General features: G+C 59.1%; 21 protein-coding genes and 1 tRNA gene. 13 read left to right on the top strand and 9 right to left on the bottom strand.

The genetic code is table 11. The features are described from left to right. Positions 1–13: 13 nt before the first annotated feature. From hemC to ccsA, 3 genes are all read right to left on the bottom strand, one after another. Positions 14–982 carry a hydroxymethylbilane synthase gene (hemC, locus tag IEX36_RS03075; protein ID WP_188757851.1) on the bottom strand — a complete coding sequence of 323 codons (969 nt, stop codon included), beginning with the start codon at positions 980–982 and terminating at the stop codon, positions 14–16. 63 nt (positions 983–1045) lie between these two features. Continuing rightward, complete coding sequence (gene hemA, locus IEX36_RS03070; protein ID WP_188757850.1) at positions 1046–2308, bottom strand: glutamyl-tRNA reductase; 1263 nt, start codon at positions 2306–2308, stop codon at positions 1046–1048. Then, positions 2305–3114: a cytochrome c biogenesis protein CcsA gene (ccsA, locus tag IEX36_RS03065; RefSeq protein ID WP_188757849.1), complete on the bottom strand. Its 810-nt coding sequence runs from the start codon at positions 3112–3114 to the stop codon at positions 2305–2307. The genes hemA and ccsA overlap by 4 nt, the downstream gene beginning before the upstream one ends. Before the next feature lie 146 nt (positions 3115–3260). Between ccsA and mutS the strand changes: the two genes are divergently transcribed. From mutS to IEX36_RS03050, 3 genes are read left to right on the top strand one after another with little or no spacing between them, the layout of a single operon-like run. After that, the gene (mutS, locus tag IEX36_RS03060; RefSeq protein ID WP_188757848.1) at positions 3261–5912 is read left to right on the top strand and encodes a DNA mismatch repair protein MutS; all 2652 of its coding nucleotides are present in this window, start codon (positions 3261–3263) and stop codon (positions 5910–5912) included. Further along, complete coding sequence (locus tag IEX36_RS03055) at positions 5909–7093, top strand: anhydro-N-acetylmuramic acid kinase (protein WP_188757847.1); 1185 nt, start codon at positions 5909–5911, stop codon at positions 7091–7093. The genes mutS and IEX36_RS03055 overlap by 4 nt, the downstream gene beginning before the upstream one ends. Continuing rightward, positions 7090–8646, top strand: a complete 1557-nt coding sequence (locus IEX36_RS03050) for an ABC transporter substrate-binding protein (RefSeq protein WP_229668675.1) — start codon at positions 7090–7092, stop codon at positions 8644–8646. Before IEX36_RS03055 ends, IEX36_RS03050 begins: the two co-directional genes overlap by 4 nt. 53 nt (positions 8647–8699) lie before the next feature. Here the strand turns inward: IEX36_RS03050 and IEX36_RS03045 are convergent. Then, positions 8700–8773, bottom strand: a tRNA-Gln gene (locus IEX36_RS03045). Positions 8774–8883: 110 nt separating this feature from the next. On the opposite strand from IEX36_RS03045, the gene IEX36_RS03040 reads away from it, so the two are divergent. Further along, positions 8884–9378, top strand: coding sequence for a DinB family protein (locus IEX36_RS03040; RefSeq protein WP_188757846.1), 495 nt, complete (start codon positions 8884–8886; stop codon positions 9376–9378). Here IEX36_RS03040 and IEX36_RS03035 read toward each other — a convergent pair. Next, positions 9314–10168: an ABC transporter substrate-binding protein gene (locus tag IEX36_RS03035; RefSeq protein WP_188757845.1), complete on the bottom strand. Its 855-nt coding sequence runs from the start codon at positions 10166–10168 to the stop codon at positions 9314–9316. The genes IEX36_RS03040 and IEX36_RS03035 overlap by 65 nt on opposite strands. A 258-nt stretch (positions 10169–10426) precedes the next feature. Here IEX36_RS03035 and IEX36_RS03030 point away from each other — a divergent pair, with 258 nt between their 5' ends. Then, positions 10427–11656 carry a redoxin domain-containing protein gene (locus IEX36_RS03030; RefSeq protein WP_308422271.1) on the top strand — a complete coding sequence of 410 codons (1230 nt, stop codon included), beginning with the start codon at positions 10427–10429 and terminating at the stop codon, positions 11654–11656. Between the two features lie 599 nt (positions 11657–12255). Beyond that, entirely contained in the window at positions 12256–12669 is a 414-nt protein-coding gene (gene arr / locus IEX36_RS03025; RefSeq protein WP_188757843.1) for an NAD(+)--rifampin ADP-ribosyltransferase, read from the top strand. A gap of 249 nt (positions 12670–12918) precedes the next feature. On the opposite strand, the gene IEX36_RS03020 is transcribed toward arr, so the two are convergent. From IEX36_RS03020 to IEX36_RS03005, 4 genes are all read right to left on the bottom strand, one after another. After that, the gene (locus IEX36_RS03020) at positions 12919–14499 is read right to left on the bottom strand and encodes a serine hydrolase domain-containing protein (protein WP_229668674.1); all 1581 of its coding nucleotides are present in this window, start codon (positions 14497–14499) and stop codon (positions 12919–12921) included. A 110-nt stretch (positions 14500–14609) separates the two neighbouring features. Continuing rightward, positions 14610–14879 (bottom strand): DUF2277 domain-containing protein, encoded by a 270-nt coding sequence (locus IEX36_RS03015; protein WP_188757842.1) that lies wholly within the window; start codon positions 14877–14879, stop codon positions 14610–14612. Between the two features lie 63 nt (positions 14880–14942). Beyond that, positions 14943–15380 carry a hypothetical protein gene (locus tag IEX36_RS03010; protein ID WP_188757841.1) on the bottom strand — a complete coding sequence of 146 codons (438 nt, stop codon included), beginning with the start codon at positions 15378–15380 and terminating at the stop codon, positions 14943–14945. 99 nt (positions 15381–15479) lie between these two features. Further along, positions 15480–16691 carry a VWA domain-containing protein gene (locus tag IEX36_RS03005; RefSeq protein ID WP_188757840.1) on the bottom strand — a complete coding sequence of 404 codons (1212 nt, stop codon included), beginning with the start codon at positions 16689–16691 and terminating at the stop codon, positions 15480–15482. A gap of 105 nt (positions 16692–16796) precedes the next feature. Here IEX36_RS03005 and IEX36_RS03000 point away from each other — a divergent pair, with 105 nt between their 5' ends. From IEX36_RS03000 to IEX36_RS02970, 7 genes are all read left to right on the top strand, one after another. Beyond that, positions 16797–18875, top strand: a complete 2079-nt coding sequence (locus IEX36_RS03000) for a SpoIVB peptidase S55 domain-containing protein (protein ID WP_229668673.1) — start codon at positions 16797–16799, stop codon at positions 18873–18875. A 108-nt stretch (positions 18876–18983) separates the two neighbouring features. Then, a complete protein-coding gene (locus IEX36_RS02995; RefSeq protein WP_188757839.1) occupies positions 18984–19991 on the top strand; it encodes an NAD(P)-dependent alcohol dehydrogenase in 1008 nt (335 codons plus the stop codon). A gap of 151 nt (positions 19992–20142) precedes the next feature. Beyond that, entirely contained in the window at positions 20143–22341 is a 2199-nt protein-coding gene (locus IEX36_RS02990) for a fibronectin type III domain-containing protein (RefSeq protein WP_229668672.1), read from the top strand. Then, positions 22341–23003, top strand: a complete 663-nt coding sequence (locus tag IEX36_RS02985; RefSeq protein WP_188757838.1) for a trimeric intracellular cation channel family protein — start codon at positions 22341–22343, stop codon at positions 23001–23003. Before IEX36_RS02990 ends, IEX36_RS02985 begins: the two co-directional genes overlap by 1 nt. A 134-nt stretch (positions 23004–23137) precedes the next feature. Beyond that, positions 23138–24421, top strand: a complete 1284-nt coding sequence (locus tag IEX36_RS02980) for an FtsX-like permease family protein (protein WP_188757837.1) — start codon at positions 23138–23140, stop codon at positions 24419–24421. Then, on the top strand, positions 24414–24761 hold the full coding sequence (locus IEX36_RS02975; RefSeq protein WP_188757836.1) for a hypothetical protein: 348 nt from the start codon (positions 24414–24416) through the stop codon (positions 24759–24761). The genes IEX36_RS02980 and IEX36_RS02975 overlap by 8 nt, the downstream gene beginning before the upstream one ends. 45 nt (positions 24762–24806) lie before the next feature. After that, complete coding sequence (locus IEX36_RS02970; protein WP_188757835.1) at positions 24807–25559, top strand: ABC transporter ATP-binding protein; 753 nt, start codon at positions 24807–24809, stop codon at positions 25557–25559. The last annotated feature ends 78 nt before the right edge of the window (positions 25560–25637 follow it).

Raw genomic sequence — 25637 nt, 5'->3', positions numbered from 1 at the left:
AATTGTGCTCGACTCAGGCTGTGGAGGCAAGCAAGTCGAGCGCACCTCGGGATTTCAACTCGTCGGCTACCTGGTCTCCCAGCGCACAAGGATCCGTGGCATGCGCGGCTTCGGCCTCGACCGTCACTACGGCTTCACCGTCCGGAGCGACCACTTGGGCGATCATGCGCCATTTGCCGTTGTCTTCGCATGGAGGAATACAATGCACACCGATTGGGAGCGAGCAGCCCCCGCCCAGAGCGTCGAGGACCACGCGTTCCGCTTCCACGGCAAAGCGTGTCGGAGCGTGGTCGAGAAACGCGACTGAATCGCGGATGAAGAGGTTACGCGCGCTAGAGGCACTGAGCGTCTCGATCGCAAGAGCACCCTGACCTGGCGCGGGACAAAGCTCATCCGGACGGAAGCGATAATGGACGTTCTCCGTGCGTCCGAGACGATCAAGGCCGGCGGCAGCCAACACGAGCGCGTCGCACTGGCCCTCTTCGAGTTTACGGAGGCGGGTGTCGATGTTTCCACGCACTTCGACAAACTGCACGTCTGGACGCAGCGCGAGCAGTTGTGCGCGGCGACGTGGACTGGTGGTGCCTATACGCCCCCCCTCAGGCAGTGTGTGGAGTCCCCAATACTGCTCGCACACCCACACGTCGCGCGCGTCAGCACGCCTGGGAATCGCAGCGAGCGTGAACTGTGGAGCAAGCTCAGTAGGCAGGTCCTTCAAGCTGTGGACGGCCAAGTCGATCCTTCCCTGTTCGAGCGCCTCTTCGATTTCTTTGATGAAGATACCCTTGCCATCGAGGTTTGCGGGCGGGACGAACCCTGGCTGCTGCATGCGGTCACCGGTCGTGCGGATGATCTCAATCTCGGCACGATACCCGGCGGCGCGAAGCGCCTCCATGACGTGATTGGCCTGCCATAGTGCGAGTTGAGAGCCCCTGCTGCCGATACGGATTATGTCTTCGGAACTGTGCTGCACGTTGCTCATGGAACCTCAAAATTGAGAAATACGAATGAATCCAGAATACGAAACCCCTTGCTGAATGGTTCCCTACTCCGCGTCCTTCGAGCGTGCCGCTTCGCGCAGCGCGACCAACTGCGGATGCAGCAGCTTCGCCGTCAGCGACCGTGTCAGCGCCTCGACCGCCTCGCGCTGCTGCGGCGTCAAACCAGCCATCTTCGATTGCAGTCGCTCTAACTCGGCCACACGGATCGCCTCCGCGTTCTGTTGCAGCGCAACAATAGCAGGCACCGCGTCACGCGATTGCAGCCGCTGCTGATACTTGTCGACCTCTTTACTGACGATATTCTCAGCTACCTCCGCCTCACGCGCGCGGTCAGCAAGATTAGCCTGCGCAACCTGCTGCAGATCGTCAATATCGTAGACGAAGCATCCTTCGACTTCGTTCAGGCCGGGATCTACGTCGCGCGGGACGGCAATGTCGATAAAGAACATCGGGCGGTTCCGACGCTGCTGCAGGAAGTGCTGCCCGTGTGACGCATGGAATATCTTTTCAGAGGAGCCGGTGCTCGATATCACGATATCGGCGCGCGCCGCCTGGGCGTGGAGATCACTAAATGCAATAGCTTCTGTATGAATTTTCGGGCCAGCAAGCTCTTCGGCAATCTTCTCGGCACGCACCTGTGTACGGTTAGCGACTAGGATAGTCGATGCTCCCTGTTGAATCAGGTGCCGTGCCGCAAGCTCCGACATTTTGCCCGCGCCCACTAACAGAATGGTCTTGCCCTCCAAGGAACCAAATATCTTCAATGCAAGATCTACAGCGACAGAAGCGATTGAAACAGAACTAGAGCCAATCTGCGTCTCATTACGAATTCTCTTTGCCACGGTAAACGCCCGCTGCAAAAGTCCCTCAAGGTTGCCCGCAACTGCCCCGACCTCTCGTGCGACAGTGTAGGATTCCTTGACCTGTCCCAAAATCTGCGGCTCTCCCACGACCATGCTGTCCAGCGAACTGGCGACACGGAAGAGGTGCCTGACCGCTTCTCGCTCTCGGAATTCATAAAGATGTGGTTGAATCTCTCCTGGCGGTACGCTGAAATACTCGTGCAGGAAGCGCAAAAGATCCGCCTTGCCATCGGATTCGGACGAATCCTCCTGGAGCGTGACCAACTCGACACGATTGCAGGTAGATAGAATCAGCCCTTCGCGGATACCGGGCTGATGCACCAACGTGCGCGTCGCATCGGCGAGGCTGCCCGATGGAATCGCCAACCGCTCCCGCACCTCGATGGGGGCGGTGTTGTGATTGACTCCGAGCAGCACAAGGCTGATTTGTCTGGCCTGACTCATGGCGCGGTAAACCTGTGGACGGCACTGAACTGATTTGCAGCCCAGACGGTGAGGATGATGAGGAAGACGAAGCTCGAGAGATAGACCGCCCGGCGTCCGCGCAGTCCGGAGTGGCGGCGGATGAAGATCATCACTACATAGGCTAGCCACATCCCGAAGGCGAGCAAAATCTTCGGGTCACGGAAATAGCTTGCCCCAATCGTCGCCTGCGCGACCAAGGAACCGATCAGCAGGCCTGCAGTCATGCAGGGAAAGCCGAACAGCAACGTTTTGAGGGCTATCTGATCGGTAGTTTCGAGCGGCGGCAGCCACTGAATTCCTGGTTTCTTCTGCTTCAATAGCCTCTCTTGAACGAGATAGAGCAGCGATGCAAGCAAACTCAGAAAGAGTGCGGCATACGCCGCCAGAATTAACGCGATGTGGAGAAAGATCCAGATGCTGCTATTCAAAACAAGACCTGCCTGCTGCTGATCGGGAGCAAACGCCGGGATCAATCCCAAGAGAAAGACGATGGGCAGGACAAAAACGCCGAGCGAGACTGTGCCGTATCGCCAGTAGACCGTCAGGAAAGCTGCTGCAAGGAGCAATGCCACGAGCACCTGCAACTCATGCGCGTCGACAGGAAGGCGATGATGCGCGGCATTCAGCATCTCCGCCAACGAGACGAAGTGAAAGAAGAATGCAGCCGTTGCCGTCGGGATGGCCACATGACGCCACCTGGGCCGTTCATAGAGCGCTGCGGGAAGAACGGCGAGCGCGGCCAGACCGTACAGAAAAACCGCGACTCTGAGCCAGAAAAGGGACATACAGTGTGCTGAACCAGTGCGCTTTCACCGTTGAATTCGTGAGCTTTAAGTATATCGCCTCGAGCCGCCTGCCTACCGATGGGCTGGTCGATTAGCGAGACGGATAAACCCAGCCCGTAGTGCGATATCCTGACGGTTCCGTAACTATGAGCAAGGAAACGGCCAACGAAACTACACTAACCCCCGCGATGCGTCAGTACCGCGCCGCAAAGGATGCCCATCCCGATGCGCTCGTCTTCTTTCGCATGGGCGACTTCTACGAGCTGTTCTACGAAGATGCCGTACTGGCTTCGAAAGAGCTGCAACTGGCTCTGACAGCACGCGATAAGGCAAAGTCCGTGCCGATGTGCGGTGTCCCCTATCATGCAGCGGAAACGTATCTGCAACGCCTGCTGCGCAAAGGCTATCGCGTCGCTATCTGCGAACAGATGGAGGATCCCAAGCTCGCCAAAACGCTCGTGCACCGCGGGGTGACCCGCGTCCTCACCCCCGGCACCGCACTCGATCCTTCACTTAGCGCCGAGCAGAGCAACTATCTCGCTAGCATCTGCGTAACGGGCAGCGCCACACATCAACATTGCGGGCTAGCGCTGCTTGATCTCTCCACCGGCGAGTTTCGCGCCACCGAATTCAGTGGCGAACATGCGTGGACAATGCTTCTGGACGAAATTGGACGTGTGCGACCCGTGGAACTGCTCTATGGCAAAGGCTTGCTGGGCGGAGTAGACCTTGTCGGCGAAGAATCCGATGAATCCACCATGTTGAACAGCATCCGCACGAAGACTTCAGTCGATGAGTGGGTCTTCACCACCAACTACGCCGTGCCGCTCGTACAACATCACTTCCGCGTCCACTCGCTCGATGGAATGGGTCTGGGTGGACATGAGCTCGCAGCTACAGCAGCAGGCGCTCTTCTGCACTACATGCGCGAGACCAAGCAGGGCGGCCTCGAACACGTCGACGGCCTGCGCTTCTACGAGCGCTCCAGTTGCCTCGAACTCGACGCCGTCAGCGTGCGCAACCTTGAACTAGTCGAACCACTCTTCTCGGGCGAGTCGGTACAGACAACGCTCTTCTATACACTCGACGCCTGTTCGACTCCAATGGGCAAGCGACTCCTGCGCGCCTCTCTGCTTCGTCCAGCCAGTGAGTTGGCTGAGATTGAAGCCAGGCTCGAAGCCGTGGCTGAAGCAGCAACTAACCTGCGGCACCGCGAAGAGCTTCGCCGTGCAATGGACGGCATTCTCGACATGGAACGCCTGCTTAGCCGCGTGGCGCTCGATTCAGCGGGCCCGCGCGAGGTCATGGCGCTGGCCGGAACACTAAAGTGCTTGCCTGACCTGGCCCAAGCGACAAAACAATTGCAGGTCACCCGTTGGCGCGATTTGGCAGCAAGCCTCGATCCCCTCCAAGACATCCACGAGATGATCGTGGGCGCCATCGCCGAAGAGCCTCCGGCCTCACTTTCTGATGGAGGAGCAATCCGTCCTGGTGTTGATGCGGAGTTGGACGAACTCCGCGAACTCAGCCGCAGCGGCAGGCAGGCTCTTGCGGCCATCGAAGAACGCGAACGCCAACGGACAGGCATCACCTCGCTCAAAGTCCGCTTCAACAATGTCTTCGGCTACTACATCGAAGTCACGAAGTCCAATGCAAAGGCCGTCCCCGCCGACTACGAACGCAAGCAAACACTGGTGAACGCCGAACGATTCACCACGCCTGAACTCAAGGAGTACGAGACCAAAATCCTGACCGCGCAGGAGCGGAGCGGCGAGATCGAGCGCAGGATCTTTGCCGAATTACGCCGTCAACTCCTCGCCTCCGCAGCCCGCGTGCGCGAAACAGCGCGCCGTGTAGCCGAGATCGACCTGCTCAGCTGCTTCGCTCACCTGGCCGCGCTGCGCGGATGGACACGCCCCGCAGTCGAAGTAAGCGGCGTGCTCGAGTTCGTCAACGCTCGGCACCCTGTCGTCGAGCGGCGCATGGAAGAGTCCGGGAGCGGAAGGTTCATACCGAACTCAGTGCATCTCGACGCGGACAGCGGCCCATCCGTTCTGCTGATCACCGGCCCCAACATGGGCGGCAAATCTACTTACCTGCGACAGACCGCGCTGCTTGTCATCATGGCGCAGATGGGCTGCTTCGTTCCCGCCGAGCAGATGCGGCTTGGCCTCGTAGACCGCATCTATACGCGCATCGGCGCAAGTGATAACGTGGCGCGGGGTCGCTCCACATTTATGGTGGAGATGACCGAAACCGCCGCCATCCTGAACACAGCCACAGCGCGCTCGCTCGTGCTACTCGACGAGATGGGCCGCGGCACTGCAACCTACGATGGCCTGTCGCTCGCGTGGGCCACCGTCGAATATCTGCATAATCACGTTGGCGCACGAACCCTCTTCGCCACCCACTACCATGAATTGACGCTTCTATCCGAAAAGCTCGACCACCTCAAAAACCTGCGAGTCACGGTGAAGGAAACTGCAGGCGGAATAGTCTTCCTCCACACTGTCGAATCTGGCCCGGCAAGCAAGAGCTACGGCATCGAAGTAGCCCGGCTCGCTGGATTGCCTTCGGGGGTAATTTCGCGAGCGCGCGAAGTGCTAAAACTTCACGAACGGGCGGAATCGCAGCAGGTGCGCGAAGCTGCTTCCGCACCGCAGTTGCAAATGACGATGTTCACTCCGCTCTCACAGACGATTGTCGACAGGCTGAGCGAGCTCGATGTGGACGGACTCACTCCCCGCGACGCGCTCAACCTATTGGCAGATCTTCAGAAGGAGATCAAAGGCGCATGAAGAGCATGGTTGTGGCAGGCATCATGAGCGGCACATCCGCCGACGGAGTGGATGTGGCTCTATGCAAAATCTCCCCAGCTTCATCTAGGAGCGGCACACCTCGCATAAAACTCCTCCATCACGCAGGCTTTTCTTATCCGAAAAATGTGCGCGAAGCCGTGCTTGCCGCGATGAACGCAAAGTCTATTTCGGTTGCCGATCTCTCGCGCCTGAACTGGCGACTCGGTGAGATATACGCCGAAGCCGTGTCCAAGACGCAAGCAAAGTCAGGCACCAAGGTCGAGTTAGTTGGTTGCCACGGCCAAACGCTCTATCACCAGGGCGTCGCTACGAGATATCTTGGCGTACCTGTGCGCTGCACCTGGCAATCAGGCGAATCCAGCGTCATAGCAGAGCGCCTCCGTATCCCGGTTGTGAGCGACTTTCGTCCCGCCGACATGGCAGCGGGAGGACAAGGCGCACCACTTGTGCCAATGCTTGACTACGTCATGTTCAGCTCACCAAAGACAAACCGTGTGCTGCAAAATCTCGGCGGAATCGGTAACTTGACAGCCATTCCTGCTGGTGCCTCCGCGGAGTCACTTCTTGCCTTCGACACAGGCCCCGCAAACATGGTGATAGACGGTTGCATGATGCGTTTATTCAACAAACCATTCGATCGAGCAGGAGCTACAGCTCTGCGAGGTCGTGTAGTCGACGCTGTTGTGCAGCACACCTTACGCGAACCCTACTTCTCTTTTCCGCCTCCAAAGTCCTGCGGACGTGAAGAGTTTGGAGAGGCGTTCGTCTCGCGGTTCATCAAGCAATGTCACAAAGCCAGGGCAACCGATGCAGACATCGTCGCCACGGCAACGGCGTTGACCGCAAAGTCTATTGCCGATGCGTATCGAGGCTTCGCCGCGCCACACCTCTTGCGCCATGCCCTGAAAGCAACGACAGAGTTCGTCGTCGCCGGAGGTGGCGCGAAAAACGTCGCATTGATGGCAATACTACGAAAAGAATTAGCGCCGCAAGGCGTGAAGGTGCGATTGATGGAAGAATTGGGAATCCCTTCTCAGGCCAAAGAAGCTGTTGCCTTTGCACTGCTTGCGTGGCTGACATGGTTTGCTTTCCCAGGCAATATTCCTTCTGCCACTGGAGCTTCGCGCAACGTCGTATTAGGTAGGATTACGCACGGATGAGAACCTTCTGGCGCATCTGTGGACTGTTTCTTGCTGCACTTTGTCTCTTCGCAATCGGCTGCAAAAAAGCGGCAAAATCCCCTTCCACCGTTGTGATGATCATCGAAAGCAGTCCGGATAATCTCGACCTTCGCCAGGGAACGGATGCACAGTCCGAGCGGATAGGTGGGTTAATCTTCGACGCTCTCGTAAGAAAAGACGATCATTACAACCTGCGTCCGTGGCTTGCAACCAGTTGGGAACAGACTGATCCACTGACATGGATATTCCATCTGCGCGATGGCGTACATTTCCATGACGGACGCTCGCTCGAGGCAGCGGATGTTGCATGGACGATCCGCAGTATGATCGATGGAACACTCATCACAGCAAAGGGCGGAGCGTTCGCATCGGTCAGCAGCATCGACACTCCTGATCGCCTGACCGTTGTTGTGCACCTGAAGCGCCCTGACCCGGGTCTGCTCTTCAACCTGAGCGATGGACTATTCGGTGTAGTACCACGTGGCTCTGGCCGCGACTTCGGGCTACATCCAATCGGATCGGGACCGTACAAGTTTGTCAGCGCAGTGCAGGACAAAGACGTAATCCTTGAGCGGAACGACAGCTACTGGGCAGGCGTTCCCACTCCCCCGACAGGCGGACACAGAATCGAACGCGTCGTCTTTCAGGTAACTCCCGACACCATCACTAGCGCGCTCGAGCTCCAAAAGGGTTCCGCCGATCTCGCCAGCAATGTCATCACACCGGACATGCTGCACGAGCTATCTCATGTGCCAAACCTCGTAATCGAGTCAGGCCCGAACTCAGCAGTGATGTATATGACCTTCAACGTCACCGATCCACTGCTACAGGACAAGCGAGTACGACAGGCAATCGCCTATGCGCTCGACCGTAAAGCTATCGTCGATGCAATCTGGCGCGGACAGGCCGTGCTCGCCGATACTCTTCTTCCCATCGGACATTGGGCCGCTGCACATCCCCGAAATCTGGAGCAGTATCCACACAGCATCGCACGAGCAGAGCAACTACTTGACGAGGCAGGTTTTCATCCAAGCAGGAGCGGAGTGCGCCTGACGCTCACCATCAAGACTTCAACCGATGAAACAACTCGGCTGCTCGCCGATGTACTGCAGCAGCAGTTGCGCGCTGCTGGCATTCGTCTAGAGATACGATCTGCCGAGTTTGGAACTTTCTACTCGGATGTGACACATGGAGCATTTCAGCTTTATGTGTTGCGCTGGATTGGCAGCAACGAAGATCCGGATATCTTCCGCTATGCATATTCGTCGAGGAGCTTCCCACCGAGCGGCGCAAACCGCGGGCATTATGTGAATCCGCGTGTTGATTCTCTGCTCATCGCTGCGGCTGCTGAACCGAACCAGGTGGCGCGCCGAACCAATTATGTCGAGGTACAGAAGATTCTGTCAGACGAGTTGCCTTCAATTCCGCTCTGGTACCCAAACAATGAGGTGGTTCACACACGCAGAATTGAGGGTGTGAGGACGAATACCTCGGGGACTTTTGATTTTCTGCGGGAAGCTTGGGTGAGGTAGTGATTGCCCTGACAGTATCGCGTCTTCAGCCTATTCGCTAAGCTAGGCAGATGTGGTTGCCCCCCAGGGATTCGAACCCCGATTGATCGGTTCAGAGCCGACTGTCCTACCATTGAACGAGGGGGCAATGCAGGGATGGTGCCGCTGCGAGCTGCAATCTCAGTCGATCGCCAGCTGCCTTTTAGAGTGTACGAGGTACGCGCGCTTCTGGTCAAACTCCGCGCGTAGAATGCGTTAATGGATAACGCAATTGCTCAAACTTATCTCGAAGTCTCGGGCCGCAGGCTCGATGTAATGGCCGACTATGTGAAGACCTGCGTTGGGAAGTTAACCGATGCTCAGGTGTGGGAGCGGCATGGAGCGCACGAGAATTCCGTTGGCAACCTACTGCTGCACCTGAGTGGGAATGCTCGGCAGTGGGTTATCAGCGGGGTGGGCGGTGTGGTGGACACGCGGACTCGGGAGAAGGAGTTCAGTGCGGATGGCGGGTTGAGCCGGGATGAGCTTCTGAGAATCTTCACCGAAACGATGGGCGAGGTGCGTGGAGTGATTACGGCGGTACCGGCGGAGCGGTTGACGGAGGTCATCCACCCGCAGGGGCGGACTGTCACGGTGCTGGAGGCGATCTTTGTGGTAGTGACGCATGTGCATCAGCACACCGGGCAGATCATCCTACTGACGAAACAGATGACTGGACAAGATCTTGATCTGACGATTCCGCGGCCCCGGTGAGCTGGATCAGGCGGGGATGGGATGGAAATATCTCCGGGTGAATGGCGGCGGCAATGGAGTGCAGGCCTTCGAGCAGGGTGTGGGCTGGCGTGTTGAGGTACTCGTCGGGGATGCAGTAGACGCGGGCGTGGCGGACGGCGGGGAGATCGAACCAGTTGCGCTGTGCCACGACCCGGTCGAGCGGGACGCGGTCTCCAGCGCCGCACCAGGCGAAGAGGAGGACGTCGGGATTGGCTTCGGCGACGGCCTCCGGGGTGGTATGGGCGCCGGGTTCTCCGAGGAAGCGACCTCCGGCGGCTTCGACAAGCTCGGCCACCCAGTGCTGGGAGTGGATGAGCGGCTTGCCCCACTCCTCGCAATAGACCAGTGGGGTCCTTCTGCGGGGGGCGCTTCGCTGACGGGTGAGGTCGATGGCCTCGCGCATGCGGGCGACGAGGACTCTTCCCTCATCTTCTGCTTCGACGATCCCCGCGAGGAGGTTGATGTCTTTGTAGATGTCGGCGAGGGTGTGCGGGGTGAGTGCGAGGACAGGGATACCGGTTTTGAGGATGGCGGCCAGGGACTCCAGGCGATAGGGGACGCTGGCGACGACCAGATCGGGGTGGGCGGCGAGGATCTCGGCGGTGTCGGCCGACCAGGAGTCGTGGAGGATGGGTAGGTTGCGGGCGGCGAGTTCGGGGAGGGCTTCGAGGCAGTAGCGGGTGCAGGCGACGAGGCGGTCGAGGCGGCCGAGGGCCTGGAGGGTGAGGGTGATGGAGGGCTGGAGTGAGGCGATGCGGGTTGCGGCCATGGCGGGTACCCCCTCCCCCTACTTAAAGTACTAAAGTCTTCGAAACAGATGGTTTAGGCTTGGACTTTTACGGCGGTCAAAGAACCGGCCCAGGCTGTCCGGGGTCGTTTTGTCTCCCTATTTCTATGATAGCGAACCGGGGCGGGAAAACCGCCAACCTGCGAGGGGAAAGATGTCATTTAGTTTGAGTTGGATGGCTGGTTTTCCACAGCGGATGGGGGTTGACAGAAATCTGTGGCGAAGGGAAATTTGTGTAGCATGCTACATAGCATGAACATTCGTCTGACTTTGCGCGGTTGTCTGGTCGTTGTTGTTGCCTTACTGCTCGGGTCTCTGCTCGGACCGGCGACGTTATGGGCACTTCCTGCGAAGGGTGCTCGTGCTCCTTCTTTGGATTCGGTGAAGCTGTTGCAGGCCCCTTCCGGGGCAAGAGCAGAATGGGCGAGTCTGAGGGGGAAGGTCGTGGTGCTGGAGTTCTGGGCTACGTGGTGTTCGCCTTGCGTGGCGAGTCTTCCGCATCTGAACCAGATGGTGGCGTCGCTCGATCCGGCGAAGTTCCAGTTCATCTCGATTGATGACGAGGACCCGAAGGCCGTCGAGAGATTTCTGACCAGAAAGAAGACCTCCGGCTGGGTCGGTACCGATACGTCGGGCCGCGTGTTCGCGCGGTATGGAATCACGTCGCGGCCTACGACCGTGATTGTCGATGGGAGCGGGAAGGTTGTTGCGGTAACGGAGATCGATGCGGTGAGCACTGCCGATCTCGAAGCAGTCGCACGAGGAAAGCATGTGGCATTCAAAGCGGTGTCTGCGATCACGGAGGTGAGGGTTCCAGCCAGCGCGATTGCCAGGGGCCCTTTGTTTGCCGTGTCGGTCAGCAAGGCTTCGCCCCATGCAACGATGTCTGTGGTGAATCATCCGCCGACCGGGACGGATGTTCTTGGAGAGACTGCCGATGGACTGATGACGGATGTGTTCAATGCTTTTGGGAAGCGGTATGTCTTGAAGGACACGCTGCCGGAAGGACGCTACGATCTCCGCGTGAGTGCTGCCGGCGTGCCCCAGGGTGTGGTCGATGCGGTCGTCCAGCAGGCTGTTCTGGCCGCTTTGCATTTGCAGATAGAGCCAAAGACAGTCACCAAGCGCGTGTATATTCTTCGGGCTACGGATGCGAGTAAGAGGTTGTTGAGTCCTTCGGCCTCGACCCACGCGGTGAAGCGAGGTTACTGGCATGGCATATATATCCTGATGAACGGGACGATGGACGATCTGGCGTATGTGTTGGCGACCGGGTTGGAGAACCCGGTGGTGAATCAGACAGGGATCGATGGCACGTATGATGCGCGATTCAAAGTCTCCGGTGACGACGTTGACAGCTTGAATGCCGTACTCGGAAAGACTCTCGGGTTGGAGCTTGTTCCCGGCGGCGAGGAGATGCCCATCACTGTGCTTGAAGTGGAGCGCGCGCCGACGAAGACAACACCTTGAAGGAGGACGGTTCGCGCGTTGCGCGAATGCCCAGGCGAAGGATAGGGCACCCGAGTTTTGTGGTGCGATGAGAGTGTAAGGTGGCCGAGAAGAAGGCATGTCCCAGGGGCTGAAGCCCCTTGTTTTTATGGCTGGTGTTGCCCGGACTGAAGTCCGGGCCTATCTCAGAGGCAACGACAAGGGCAGATGCAACGGCAAAACGCAAGAGGCAACTGCACCGGCGTCTGAGGTATTTTGAATCCGAGGCTTTCTTCAAAATTTATGAGTCGGGCCTTCAGCCCTCTGTGGTTCCGCTTGTTCGCAAACCTGGGGTTTCACCCCAGGCTGGTATGAGTCGGGCCTTTGGCCCTCTGCGACGGTGGCGTTGAAAGCGGTTCGCGCTTTGCGCGAATTACCCAGGTCTCAGATGTGAGATGCGCCCGGCGAATACGTCTGGAAGTCGGATAAGGAAGAACCTATCCGGCATGAAATTTTTTGTTCCGCCTGTCTTCAGTGTACCCGGTGCGTAGGGGCTTGCGGCAACACACGGGTCTTGCCTCATGATTGTCATTCGGAGTGAGCGAATCTCCATCTTCCATTTCATGAGGAGCAATCCATTTATGTCGGCAACGGATAGCAGGTTTCGTCAGCAGTTCTTTCATGGAACTCGTGCGGACCTTCAGCACGGCGATCTGATAAGAGCTGGATACGCATCGAACTACGGTGAAGGAAAGATTTTGTCGTGGGTATATTGCACCGGGACTCTGGACGCTGCCATTTGGGGCGCTGAACTTGCCGTTGGAGATGGGCCGGAGAGAATATACGTCGTCGAACCCACGGGATCGATCGTCGATGACCCGAACCTGACGGACAAGAAATTCCCAGGTAACCCTACCCTGTCGTATCGGTCCCGCGATCCGCTTCGCGTGGTTGGAGAGGTCACGAAGTGGCAAGGGCATACGGACGAGCAGCTTCGACAAATGAGGGGAGGTCTTGAACGTCTCAAGACGGAACGTGCCGAGATCATTGACTAACTGCAGATGATTCGCTTCTCGCCGCCCATGGATGTGACGGATTCTCTGGAGTGCATGCCCGGCACCCGAGTTTTTTGTGGCGCGATGTAGGGAAGAAGGCATATCCCAGGGGCTGAAGCCCCTTGTTTTTGTGGCTGGTGTTGCCCGGACTGAAGTCCGGGCCTATTTCAGGAGCAACGACAAAGTCTCAGGAGCAACGGCAAGCGCACCTGAGCCGTGCCCGGGAGCTACCTGGCTCATTGGTCTTCATCACGGACTCATCTTCGAGACGAGCTTATCCAGGGATGCTGTGTTTGCTCCTGAAAACCGCTCGTATTGAACCGCCATCCAAAGATATTTCCGGCCTTCTTGCTGTCCTTTTTTCAAGAGGGCCGTTCCCAGCTGAATGCACGCTTCTTGGGTCGATGACTGTTCGCCATAGCCAGGCCGGTCGGCAATCCGGTGAAGCCGCGCGAGATATTTCTCTTCGGCGCCGGTTCTTTTGTAAAAGCTGGCGATCGCGAGTTCGACTTCCGGATGAAAGTCTCCCGATGCGTCGTAGGCACGCACGAGTTTCTCCGTCTCTGGATCGAAGGATGGATCGGAGATCTCAGACAAGAGATAGATCAGGCTTCGATCACTCTTCTCAAACCGTTCCGGGGCTTCGGTCCTGAGCTGGTTGAGCAGATGGCGTGATTGGTCTGGATTGGCGCCTGCAACGGTCGCGCTGTAGTGCTGGAGAAAAGCCTGTGCGTAGATCTCATCTGTTTCATGCAGGACGCCCGGGAGCGCCTCGCGCAGAAAGTTGACGGCGAAGGGAGAGGTCAGGAGGTTGCCATAGCCAAGAAAGAACGGGGCCGACGCAGCGTCGCAGTTGGTGAGCAGGATGAAGGATGTCTTCCTGTTGGGGACGCGGACGAGAAGCGCGGAATAAGAATCTCCGTATCCGTAGGCGGAGTGTATGGGTTGTCCGCCGATGCTCTGCGTGCTCCAACCGAGTCCATAGGGGCTCTTCCGTCCGTCATTCAGCGCAAACGGCTGTGTCATGACCGAGTAGCTCTCACGCGTGATGAGCGTGTTTTCATCGAGCGCGATCATGTATTTCGCAAGGTCATCGACGGATGTAAGCAGGCCTGTCGCAGGGTAGTGCGTGGTGCCGGAGGGGGCGGATGTATCGAGCGTGGGCTTCGGGTGTTCCTTATTGAGAAAGTACGTTTTGACGATCCGCGGAATGCGTGGGTCGGTGTGATCGACGGGATAACCCGACAGGGTTGACGTGAGGGTGAGAGGACCAGCGATCCGTTTGCTGAACTCCTGAGCGACGGCGTCGTAGTGATGCGTGTTGCCGCTCATCTTCTCGAAGACGCCGTAGACGAAGTTGTATCTGTTTCCGTTGTAGATAAAGTTTTCGCCGGGGATTCCCTCTGAGGTGTGGCTGAGGGGATGCTTCAATCGAACGTTGGGATCGAACAGGCGATCGGGTGAGAGGCCAACGGTGAGGAATGGGTAGTTGAGGAGATAGTCATCCAGGGAGATCTTCTTCTCCTGGACGTACTGCATCATCATGACGGCGGTGAAGGTTTTTGTGAGGGATGCCACATAGAAGATGTGGTCGCGTTGCATCGGCGTTCGCTGTTCGAGGTCAGCGTAGCCCTCGGCCTGCACCGTGTCGAGTTTGCCATCCCTGACAACGCCGGCGACAAATCCGGGCAAGCCAAGGGCCTGGGCCGTCTTGCTCGTCTGAGACTGCAAGGGGGTGGTCTCGTTCGTGCTGAAGGCAATCGACGGGGAGGCAGCCAGCATGGATAGCGCGGCAGAATCTTTGAGGAACTCTCTGCGAGTCGAAGGCACGGAACGCTCCGAGGTGGAGATTCATTTTCCTGATAGTAGCTACGGAGGCGGCTCGCTTAGAGTTCCGTATGCCTGTGCGTTTTTCCTGTCTGGTTATTGGAGATGAGGGGTCACACGGGGAATCTTTCGGCGTTTCGTGCTTTGGCTTTGGCTGCCTCTTCTTCCCGGTTCCTTGGGGGCGCGTTGGTTTCGAGCGAGAGGAGAAGCTCGGTCGAGATGCCGGCGATGGCGCTGATCGCAGCCGTGAACGCCGCTTCGTTCGCCCTGGATGGCTTGTTAAAGCCGGTGATCTTTCGGACGAACTGGAGCGAGGCCGCTTGCACTTCGTCTGGGGTGACGGGCGGATCGAAGTTGAAGAGCATTTTGATGTTTCTGCACATGCTGAAAACCTCCGTTCAAAAACTTACGGCTGAAGCTTGAGTTTGCAGGAAGTGGCAGGACGACTAATACCAAAGATGGCCAAGGCGCTTCAGCTTCAAGAGCGCAACCCACACACCCAACAGCGGAAGTACCGTCAAGCCGAAAAACTCAAGGCAATCCCTTACCCGCTCCGCCTGCTGCACGGAAGTATCACGGCAGGCATCGACGAGGCACCATCCAAAGAACACAGTGAGCAGGCTGCTTAGGATGAGCAGCACCTGCCATCCTGAGGCCTTTCTTTTGCGCTCCAAGCGATCTTCTTCTTCTTCCTCGCTCATGGGTGTTCGCACTGGAACAAGCAGTGAGAGGCACGCCAGCGCTACCGGCACGATGAGGAGAAACAGCGGCTGATGGAAGAGTTGTTGCCATCGATCGCCCAATAGAGGGTGTGGCATCAGGCAGGCAAATAGTGAAACAGCCCACACCATGACCATCCTCATCCTGGCATCCATAGGCTTCATAGCTGCCATCCTCTCAAGATGGCAGCGGGCAACGCAATAGAAAATGCCCAGCTTACTAACCCGGACGCAAGGATGACTGGATTCAAACTGAGACGCTACCTACTCGACGGGGAGTTTGGCGTAGTAGCCATCGCGGGTGATGATGGAGTACTTCTGCGGCTTGCCTTTTTCGTCCTGCATACGGAGGGGGTGGCCTTCGTTGTCGACTAAGAGGACTTTGACGTGGCGGTAGGCCCCGTTGTCGGCTGTGTTGGTGGGCCGGTAGGTGAGGACGTACTGGTTGCGGATGGAGGCGTTGATCTGGTTGAAGATGTCGGGTAGCTCGCCCTGGAAGACGGGGCTGAAGCTGAGGCCGCCGGTCATGGCGGCGAAGGTTTTGAGCTGGTTCTGGGCCTGGAGGTAGTTGAGGTCGCGCATGCTGCTCATCATGCCGCCCTGGCCGCCGTACATCTCGTTGAGCCAGGCGCCGGTGCCGATGGTGAAGATGGTGACGTTGGGTGTGGCTTTGATCTTGGCGAGCATCTTGTCGAGCGTGAGCTTGGAGAAGGTGTCGCGGCCGGTGCCGATGAGGATGACGTATTTGCGGCCGGGGACGCGGCTGAGACGGTCGAGGGTCTCGTAGAGGGCGTCGAACATGTCGGTGTCGGAGAAGGTGGGGATGACGAGGGACTGGAGCGCCTGGGCGATGATGTCCTTGTTGTTGGTGAAGTCGGTGAGGATGTGGGTCTTGAGGTCGTAGGTCATGACGGCGACGTAGTCGTCGGGCTTGAGGGTCTGGAAGAAGGTGTAGGCCGCGTTCTGCATGTCGTAGATGTAGTAGTAGCTGTTGGCGGCGAACTCGAGCAGCATGACGGCGGTGATGGGGGCCTGGGTGGTGCGGACGCTGGTGATGGTCTGGGGGACGCCGTCTTCGAGGATGAGGAAGTTGCCGGGCTTGAGGCCGGGGACGAACTGGTGGGTCTTGTCGAGGATGACGTTGACGTCGAGACGGACGACGGGGACGTCGACGCGGAGTGAATAGGTGGCGTTGTCGGGGTTTTTGACCTTGGGCTCGGCGGGCGCGGGCGGGGGTGGCGGCGTGTTGTCGGTGGACTTTTTGCGGACGATGATACCGCCATTGTCGGTCGTCGGGCCTGGTTCGGCCTGGTCCTGTGGCTGCTGCTGGGTTCCGTTTTGCGTGCCGTTTTGTTGGGTGGACGCGCCGCTCGATTGCTGCGCGTCGGTCTGGGCCGGAACAGCGGGAAGCGCGAATAAAAGGGCGCTGAGAAGGAGGAGCAGCTTCGAGGGCGTGCGGTTGGAGTGGGTCATCATCAGGAAAACTTTACTCCATTTGTGTTGGACGAGATGCGGGCATGTTGGTGAGTGGGGCTAACCTGCGCGAGTCTTGCTAGTCTTGAAGACTGAGACGGGATGCGTATGGGAAAGATTCAGGGTTGGGTGCGGGATGAGTCGGGCTTTCAGCCCTCTTTTATTTCTTCGAAAACCGTACCTGGGGCTACGCCCCAGGCTGGTATGACGGCGCGCCTTTGGCGATTGGAGTTGTGGCTCGCCCCCGCTCATGTGATGGACACCTGGCGTACTTCTGCTTCGGGCGAGCGCATGGGCGCTCCAGAGAAAATGCGGGGGTTCTTCGCTGCGCTCAGAATGACGCGCGTGAAGGCGTGCGGTGTTTTTGCGGCCTTGGCTTTGGGCGCGACAGGTGCGGTTTGCGTGGCGCAGGTTTCTGCGGCTGGTGCGGGTTCGCCTGCTGCTTTGCCGCCGGCTCCGCCTAAGGTGACGGAGGTCTTTCCGCTGAAGGATGTGAAGGCTGGAGAGATGGGTGTGGCTTATACGGTGTTTCAGGGTGTGACGCCGGAGCCGATGGCGGTGGAGATTCTGGGCGTGCTTCACAACTCGCTGGGGCCGGGGCGGGATTTGATTCTGGCGAAGCTGCGCGGGAGCAAGCCGGAGTATACGGGCGTGGTTGCGGGCATGAGTGGGAGTCCGGTGTATATCGATGGCAAGCTCGTGGGAGCGTTGAGCTACAGGATTGGCGAGTTCAGCAAAGAGCCGATTGCCGGGATTACGCCGATTGAGTCGATGCTGCAGGTGCGGGATGGGGAGATTGCCGCGGAGGCGCGAGACCGGGGTTTTTCTAATGCTGCGGCAAATGCAACGACGGGTTCCTCTCTTTTCGACAAGCCCAGTGTGCGGAGTACACAGGCGGCAGTAAACAGTTCGCCGGAGATGCGGCCGATTGAGACTCCGCTGGTGATGAGCGGGTTCAGTCAGGATGCGGTAGCGCGGTTTGCGGACCGTTTTAAGGCGATGGGGTTGACTCCGGTAGCTGGGCTGGGTGGCGCTGATCCGAATGCGGTGCAGCCGGAGCCGCTGGTGCCGGGTAGCTCGGTGAGCATGGTGCTGATTGAGGGCGACCTGTCGATGTCGGGGACGTGCACGGTGACGTATGTGGACCCGAAGCGCCTGCTGGCTTGCGGGCACCCGATTACGCAGTATGGGCCGGTGAATATGCCGATGACGAAGGCGACGGTGGTGACGACACTGGCTTCGCCACTGAATGCATTCAAGATTATTAATACGACGCAGACGGTAGGAGCTTTTACGGAAGACCGCGCGGCGGCGATTATGGGCCAATTTGGCGTGAAGGCGCGGATGATTCCGGTGGAGGTCGAGGTGGTGGCGCCGGAGGAGTCGAGAACGTATCACTTCTCAGTGCTGGATAATCGCGCTCTGACGCCTTCGGCGGTGCTGGTGTCGGTGTACCAGACGCTGTCGGCGACGAACGAGTCGGCGTCGGAGATGAGTTATCGCGTGACGGGCGAGTTGGGGATTAAAGGGCTGCCGGATGTGAAGCTTGATGGAGTGATGACGTCGAACGGGATGAATCCTGCGGCGATTAATACAGCGTTGTTTGTGAATCAGGCGTTCAGCAAGGTGTATGACAATGAGCGGCAGCAGCCGGTGGTGACGGGGTTGAAGCTGAAGGTCGAGGCCGTTCCGGAGCGAGAGACTGCGGCGATTGATTCGGCGCGGTTGAGTACGACGGAGGCGCGTGCGGGCGACACGATTGAGGTCGAGACGATGCTGCATCCGTACCAGGCTGCGGCGAGGATGGTGAAGCTGAAGGTGAAGCTGCCGGATGTGCTGACGCCTGGGCCGATGCGTGTGGTGGTGAGCGATGGCGCGACCGTGGACAAGATGACAGCGATGACTGGCGCGAAGCACGCGATTGGATTGGCCGATACTGTTGCTGAATTAAACCGCGCGCACGCGAACGATCGTGTTTATGTGACGCTGCTGGACCATGCGCCGCAGGCGGTAATGGATGGCGAAGCGCTGCCTTCGGTGCCGATCTCGATGGCGAATGTTCTGGAGCCGCTGAAGGCTGCTGATAAGGTGCAACTATCGGGCGAGAGTGCGCTGGTGGCGGGTTCTGCCGCGACCGATTACGCGGTGAGCGGGTCGGAGGTGTTGCATCTGGATATACGCCAGTAGAGGCGTTGGCCAGACCTCTGGCCGATTGATGTTTTTACTCAGGGTGGTGTTGTAGCATCTAGACTGCGCTTCAGCGATTCACGCTCGGGGCGAAAGGAAAAGTTTCTGATGAGCGAGATTCATGGATTGGCAGTGCACGCTGCGGGTGCGCATTTGTTGCCCTACAAGTACGATCCGGGTGAGCTTGGGCGGCACGAGGTGGAGATCAAGATTTCGCACTGCGGGGTCTGCCATAGTGATGTTCATCTGATCGACAACGATTGGGGCTTCACGAAGTATCCGTTTATTCCGGGACACGAGATTGTGGGCACGGTGGTGGGCGTTGGCGCTGACGTGACTGGCCTGAAGATGGGCGAGCGCGTGGGCGTGGGCTGGCAGGCGGATAGCTGCGGCGTCTGCGAGTGGTGCAGGCAGGGCGATGAGCATCTGTGCGCAAAGGCGCAGCCGACCTGCGTGGGACGCAATGGAGGCTACGCGGACAAGATTCGGGTGAATGCGCGGTTTGCTATTCCTGTGCCTGCGGCGCTGGAGAGTGAGAACGCGGCTCCGCTGATGTGCGCGGGGATTACGGTGTACTCGCCGCTGCGGAACCACGGTGTGCGGCCTTCGTCGCGTGTGGGTGTGATTGGGATTGGTGGGTTGGGACACCTGGGGTTGCAGTTTGCGCGGGCGTTCGGCGCGGAGGTGACGGCGTTTTCGACCGCGAAGGACAAAGAGGCCGAGGCGAAGTCGCTGGGCGCGCACAACTTTGTGAATACGCGCGATACGGGTGCGCTCAAGAAGGTGGCCGGGGCGTTTGACCTGATTCTTTCGACGGTGAGCGCGGACCTGGATTGGCAGGCTTATGTGGCTGCTCTGCGGCCAAAGGGCGTGCTGTGCATTCTGGGCGTGGGTGAGGCGCCGATGCAGTTGCAGGGGTTCTCGCTGATTGGTGGACAGAAGGCAGTTGCGGGCAGTCCGACGGGAAGTCCGCATGACCTGCACGAGATGCTTGACGTTGCGGCGCGGCACAACGTCAAGGCCCTCACGGAAAAATTTGCGATGGCCAAGGCGAACGATGCTGTGGCCAAGGTGAAGAAGAACCAGGTGCGGTATCGCGCGGTGCTGGCGAACTGACCGGCTTCGAAAACGGCTTAAGAGCGACCATGGATTTCACGGATGAGCACGGATAAAGACAAAAAATCCGTGTCTATCCGCGCAATCCGTGGTCGTTGTTTTGTGACGAGCTTTCTTCTATACGGGCCGCTTGTTTTAGACTCGATTCACGATGATGCGACGGGTTTTTGCTGCTGGGTTTGTGTTGGGTGTCACGTTGCTGCCGGTTCTGGCTCATGCTCAGGGAACGAAGCTGTGGAGTGTGAACAGCTACGACGAGATGGAGAAGGGCTCGACTGACGGCGTTGCAATCAGAAGCGATGGAAGGCTGGAGGCTGGACCGGCGACTTCCCTGCTCTATGCGACGGGCAAGAATTACGTCTGGGCGATGGGGACGGATTCGGCGGGCAACGCCTATGTGGGGATGGGTGGAACGGCTGCGGGCTCGGCGGCGGTGATGCGCGTCTCGCCGGATGGGAAGGCGACGCAGATATTCGAGAGTAAAGAACTGGCTGTGCAGGCGCTGACTGTGCTGCCGGATGGAAGCGTGCTGGCGGCGACTTCTCCGGATGGGAAGGTGTACAAGGTTCCCGCTGGTGGTGGCGCGGCTACGGTGTTGTTTGATCCTTCTACGACGGAGGAGAAGCCGAAGTATCTTTGGGGCCTGGCTGCGGGCAAGGACGGCGCGGCGTATGTGGCTGCGGGCGCGCCTGCCGTGGTGTATCGGGTGCCTGCCGGTGGCGGCAAGGCGGAGGTGCTGTTCAAGACGGCGGACCAGCATATTCGCTGCCTGCTGATGGCGCCGGATGGGACGCTGTGGGCGGGCAGCGATGGGTCGGGTGTGATCTACAAGATCTCGACGACGGCGCGCGATGCGAAGCCGTTTGCGGTGTATGCGGCGACGCGGCGCGAGATTACTTCGCTGGCGATGGATGCGGCGGGCAATGTGTATGCGGCGGGCGTGGGGACGGGGCGTGCTCCGCTGCCGCCTCTGCCGGTGACGGGGACGGTGGGGATAACGATTACGTTCTCGCAGCCGGGATCGGCTTCGGCTGCCGGGACGAACACGCTGGTGCCGGATGGGAGCGAGATTTATAAGATTGCGCCGGACGGCACTCCGATGAAGTTGCTGACGCTCAAGGATGACGTGGTGTATGCGCTGGCTGTTCACAACGGCGAGTTGCTGGCGGCTACGGGCAATCGCGGGCGCGTGTATCGCGTGAATACGGACGGCGACGGTCAGTTCACCGATGTGGCGCACCTGGAGGCTTCGCAGGGCATGGCGTTCGCAGCGGAGAAGGATGGGCTGCTGGTGGCGACGAGCAATAGCGGGAAGGTATTCGTGCTGGGCGATGTGGCGGCGCCGAATGCAACGTATACGAGCCAGGTGTTTGATGCGAAGGAGTTCTCCGAGTGGGGACGCGCGGAGGTGCGTGGGAGTACGGCGGGCTTTGATCTGTTTGTGCGCAGCGGCAATGTTGAGAATCCCGTGATGGGATGGAGCGACTGGACGCGGGTTGCGGCAGATGGCGCGGTCGCGGCTCCTTCGGGACGGTATGTGCAGTGGAAGGCGGAGCTGCATCAGGGTGGGTCGCTGGATGCGATCGGGTTGAATTACCTGACAAAGAATGTCGCTCCGGTGGTGGATGAGGTGATGGTGCAGGCTGGAGCGCGGATGGCTCCGCCGGCTGCGCAGATGAATGGGACGGTGCAGGTGGCGTTCCCTTCTGCGGCGGCGCAGGTGGTGAACCTTACGCCTGAGGCGAGCGCGACTCCGCTGCTGGCGCAGAAGGACAAGACGGCCATCACGGTGCGATGGGCGGCGCATGATGAGAATGGCGACGATCTGGAATATGCGGTGTGGTATCGCGGAGTGGGTGAGTCGAACTGGCGGCTGCTGAAGGACAGGATCGCGGAGAGCTACTACAGCTTCGATGCAGCGCTGCTGCCGGATGGGAGTTATGAGCTGAAGGTCGTTGCGAGCGATGCGCCTTCGCACACGGCGAGCGAGGCTCTGACCGGTGAGCGGGTGAGCGAGGTGTTTGTGGTCGATACGACTCCGCCGGTGCCTGGGGTTTTGACCGCGACGATGGAAGGCGGCGGGGCCGGTGGATTGAAGATTCATGCGAAGCTTGAGGCGCGGGATGCGACCTCGCCCATTGCTCATGCGGAGTACTCGGTGGATGCGGGACCGTGGCAGTTTTTGGAGCCGGTTGGGAAGATCTCGGACTCACAGATTGAGCGGTATGACTTTGTTGCCGACGTGCCGGCCGCGACGACGCCGGTGGCGAATCCGAAGGAGCACATCATTGCCGTGCGTGTGTATGACCGCTATGACAATATGGCGGCGGTGAAGGCGGTCGTGCGCTGATGTGGATCCGGCTGCGGGCGTGGCTGACCGGGCTGTTTCCGCAATACAGGCAGGATGTGCTGCTGCTGGTGATCGACCTGATCGGCACGTTTGTGTTTGCGGTTGAGGGTGCGCTGGCTGGAATCAACGCGGGGCTGGATGTCTTTGGCCTGATGGTGCTGGCGTTTGTGACGGCGCTGGGCGGCGGCACGATCCGCGATCTGCTGATCGGGGCGGTTCCGCCGAACAGTATCCGTGACTGGCGGTATGGCGCGACGGCGTTTGCAGGCGGCGGCGCGGTGTTTTGCTTTCATGGGCTGATTCAGGACGTGCCTGCGCATCTGTTGATTACGCTGGATGCGGCCGGGTTGGCGTTGTTTGCCGTGGCTGGGGCGGACAAAGCGCTGGAGTTCGGGATTACTCCTCTGCTTGCGGTGATGATGGGTGTGGTGACGGGAGCGGGCGGGGGCACGGTGCGGGACGTTCTGCTGGCGAAGGTCCCTGCGGTGCTGAACTCGGATGTGTATGCGGCGGCGGCGCTGGTGGGGGCTGTGGTGATGCTGGGTGCCTTGCGAGTGAAGATGCCGCGCGGGCTGGCGATGAGCCTGGGTGCGGCGGCTTGCTTTGTGGTGAGGATGCTGGCGGTGTGGCAGCATTGGAATCTGCCGAAGGTGATGCGGTAGGAGTTTTTTTGATCGGGTGTGTGCATGCAACCAGAAAACCAAAAGCAGATTCCTCCGCTACGCTGCGGAATGGAAATGCAAGCGACAGTGCCGCTGCGTTACGTCGATGCCAAGGGTAGTAAGCTGGGAATTCGATGCGATTTGAGCTTTTCATTGCGGCGCGGTATCTGCGGGCGAAGCGGCGGCAGGCTGTGGTCGGCGTCATTACGCTGATCAGCGTGATTGGTGTGGCTGCGGGCGTGGCTTCGCTGATTATTGCGCTGGCGATTACGAATGGGATGGAGCGCGATTTGCAATCGCGGCTGATTGGGTCGACCGCGCATGTGAGCCTGATGCGCGTGGCGGGAGATGGCATTCGGGACTGGCGGCCTTTGCTCGAGAAGCTGCGGCATGTGCCGCATGTGACGGCTGCGGCTCCGGGGCTGTATGGGCAGGTGCTGGTGTCGCGTGGGGTGCGCAGTGGCGGGGCTCTGATTAAGGGTGTTATCCCGAAGGATGAGGAGACGGTGAGTGATTTGTTGCAGTCGGTGAAGGTGGGGTCGGCTGCGGAGTTGGAGCCGGAGAACAGCGAGTCAGCAGGTCAGCAAGTCAGCGAGTCAGCGAGTCAGGTCAGCGGGTCTCGGGCGATTCCTCCGATTGTGATTGGTAGTGACCTGGCGGAGACGCTTGGGGCGCAGGTGGGGGATTCGGTGCTGGTGACGAGTCCGCAAGGCGAGTTGACGCCGCTGGGGCTGGTGCCGAAGTACAGGACGTTTCAGGTCGTGGGGATATTCAAGTCGGGGTTCTATCAGTACGACTCGAGCTATGCGTTTGCGCGGCTGACGGATGCGCAGAGTCTGTTCTCGGAGCCGGATTTGATCTCGGTCATCAGCTTCAAGGTGGATGATCTGTACAACGCGGACAGGATTAGCCGCGTGATTGAGGCGATGGCCGGGCCGGGGTTTCAGACGACGAACTGGATGCAGGACAATCGCGAGCTGTTTCGCGCGCTGAAGCTGGAGCAGGTGGTGACGTTCATCGTGCTGGCGCTGATTGTGGCGGTCGCCGCGCTGAATATTCTGATTGCCCTGACCATGATGGTGATGGAGAAGACCAAGGACATTGCCGTGATGATGAGCTTCGGCGTGCGCGCGGAGCAGGTGCGGCGGATTTTCCTGATGCAGGGCTTGCTCATCAGCGTGATCGGTACTGTGATTGGGCTGATCGCGGGCTACGCACTGAGCTGGATGGGCGGGCACTATCGGTTTATTCATCTGGACGCGCAGGTGTACTCGATCGACTATCTGCCGTTTGCGCCGAAGCTGTGGCATGCGGTGCTGGTGGGGGCGGTGTCGCTTGGGGTGAGTCTGCTGGCTACGATTTATCCGAGCAGGAGCGCGGCGAAGGTGCTGCCCGCGGAGGCTTTGCGGTATGAGTGATGCTTTTCCAGCACAGAGCGTGGTCAAACATAGATTGGTCAAGTGGGGAGCTTTTCTATGTGAGATTTGCATGTTGCCGATGCTCTACAGTGCGACGCTGCTTGCACCAATCCCTTTCGGATTCGTAAGAAGCAGCGGCATAGTATTCGCTGCTGCTGCTTCCTTTGCGTTCGCATACTTAGCAAGTTCCCGTTTCGGACGCTCTGCAGAAGCTAATCGCCTTTCATTCAAACAAATCATTCTTAAGCCGCCATTTGTTATCTGGATCCTTGCTGTCGCCGTTATCACGTTGCAGTTGATGAGCGCCTTGCTCATGGTTTACTTGTCGAGCAGAAAATAAGGATTTACAGGCTGCGAACATGCGTAAAGAAAAAGACGAGATTCTATGAGTGATCAGGTGAAGTACGAAGGTTCGCTCGAGCCGCTGTCGGCTGCCGGCGAGACGGTGGTGTTGCGCGCTGTCGGGTTGACGAAGGCTTATGCGGCTGTCTCCGACAAGGCTGGTGGCGCGGCGCTGGAGCTGTTTCGTGGGCTTGATCTGGAGATTCATGCCGGGGAGATGGTTGCGATCGTCGGTGAGAGTGGCGCGGGCAAGAGTTCCCTGCTGCATCTGCTGGCTGCACTCGACAAACCTACGGCGGGCGAGGTTTGGTGCCGGGACCTATGTGTCAGCAGGCTGACGCTGAAGCAGGCGGCTGATTTTCGTAATCGTGATGTGGGGTATGTGTGGCAGTTTCACTATCTGCTGCCGGAGTTTACGGCGGCGGAGAATGTGGCTATGCCTTTGCTGGCTCGGGGGATGGGTCGGACTTCGGCGCTGGAACGGGCTCGGACGTGGCTGGATGAGGTGGGGCTGGCTGGGCGGGCGGAGCATCGGTCGGGTGAGCTGAGCGGAGGCGAGCAGCAGCGGGTGTCGCTGGCGCGGGCGCTGGTGACGGAGCCGGGGATTCTGCTGGCGGACGAGCCGACGGGCGACCTGGATGCAAAGACGGCGGAGGCGGTGTTTTCGCTGATTCAGCGGCTGCATGAGGCGCACGGGCTGACCAGCGTGATTGTGACCCATAGCCTTGAATTTGCAGGGCGATGCGGCCGGATGCTGCGGCTCCGCGGTGGGCGGCTGACCGAGGCGCGGGAGTAGTTACCGAAGAGCTGCATCAGGTTTGGTGCTTTTTTTGCACAGGCTTCATCTAAAAAGATGCTAGGGTATGCATAACTT

The sequence above is a fragment of the Edaphobacter acidisoli genome (assembly GCF_014642855.1).
Taxonomy (GTDB): domain Bacteria; phylum Acidobacteriota; class Terriglobia; order Terriglobales; family Acidobacteriaceae; genus Edaphobacter; species Edaphobacter acidisoli.
The sequence above is the reverse complement of the archived record's forward strand: the minus strand, read 5'-3'. Positions and strand labels throughout refer to the sequence as shown.

Bases quoted from the DNA above. Each gene is read 5' to 3' on its own strand.
- IEX36_RS02990 (WP_229668672.1), top strand. From the start codon at position 20,143: ATGATGCGACGGGTTTTTGCTGCTGGGTTTGTGTTGGGTGTCACGTTG.
- IEX36_RS03040 (WP_188757846.1), top strand. From the start codon at position 8,884: ATGGATAACGCAATTGCTCAAACTTATCTCGAAGTCTCGGGCCGCAGG.
- IEX36_RS02980 (WP_188757837.1), top strand. From the start codon at position 23,138: ATGCGATTTGAGCTTTTCATTGCGGCGCGGTATCTGCGGGCGAAGCGG.
- IEX36_RS03055 (WP_188757847.1), top strand. From the start codon at position 5,909: ATGAAGAGCATGGTTGTGGCAGGCATCATGAGCGGCACATCCGCCGAC.
- arr (WP_188757843.1), top strand. From the start codon at position 12,256: ATGTCGGCAACGGATAGCAGGTTTCGTCAGCAGTTCTTTCATGGAACT.
- ccsA (WP_188757849.1), bottom strand. From the start codon at position 3,114: ATGTCCCTTTTCTGGCTCAGAGTCGCGGTTTTTCTGTACGGTCTGGCC.
- IEX36_RS03050 (WP_229668675.1), top strand. From the start codon at position 7,090: ATGAGAACCTTCTGGCGCATCTGTGGACTGTTTCTTGCTGCACTTTGT.
- IEX36_RS03035 (WP_188757845.1), bottom strand. From the start codon at position 10,168: ATGGCCGCAACCCGCATCGCCTCACTCCAGCCCTCCATCACCCTCACC.
- IEX36_RS03030 (WP_308422271.1), top strand. From the start codon at position 10,427: ATGCTACATAGCATGAACATTCGTCTGACTTTGCGCGGTTGTCTGGTC.
- IEX36_RS03000 (WP_229668673.1), top strand. From the start codon at position 16,797: ATGGGAAAGATTCAGGGTTGGGTGCGGGATGAGTCGGGCTTTCAGCCC.
- IEX36_RS03015 (WP_188757842.1), bottom strand. From the start codon at position 14,879: ATGTGCAGAAACATCAAAATGCTCTTCAACTTCGATCCGCCCGTCACC.
- IEX36_RS03005 (WP_188757840.1), bottom strand. From the start codon at position 16,691: ATGATGACCCACTCCAACCGCACGCCCTCGAAGCTGCTCCTCCTTCTC.
- IEX36_RS02995 (WP_188757839.1), top strand. From the start codon at position 18,984: ATGAGCGAGATTCATGGATTGGCAGTGCACGCTGCGGGTGCGCATTTG.
- hemA (WP_188757850.1), bottom strand. From the start codon at position 2,308: ATGAGTCAGGCCAGACAAATCAGCCTTGTGCTGCTCGGAGTCAATCAC.
- mutS (WP_188757848.1), top strand. From the start codon at position 3,261: ATGAGCAAGGAAACGGCCAACGAAACTACACTAACCCCCGCGATGCGT.
- IEX36_RS02970 (WP_188757835.1), top strand. From the start codon at position 24,807: ATGAGTGATCAGGTGAAGTACGAAGGTTCGCTCGAGCCGCTGTCGGCT.
- hemC (WP_188757851.1), bottom strand. From the start codon at position 982: ATGAGCAACGTGCAGCACAGTTCCGAAGACATAATCCGTATCGGCAGC.
- IEX36_RS02975 (WP_188757836.1), top strand. From the start codon at position 24,414: ATGAGTGATGCTTTTCCAGCACAGAGCGTGGTCAAACATAGATTGGTC.
- IEX36_RS02985 (WP_188757838.1), top strand. From the start codon at position 22,341: ATGTGGATCCGGCTGCGGGCGTGGCTGACCGGGCTGTTTCCGCAATAC.
- IEX36_RS03010 (WP_188757841.1), bottom strand. From the start codon at position 15,380: ATGAAGCCTATGGATGCCAGGATGAGGATGGTCATGGTGTGGGCTGTT.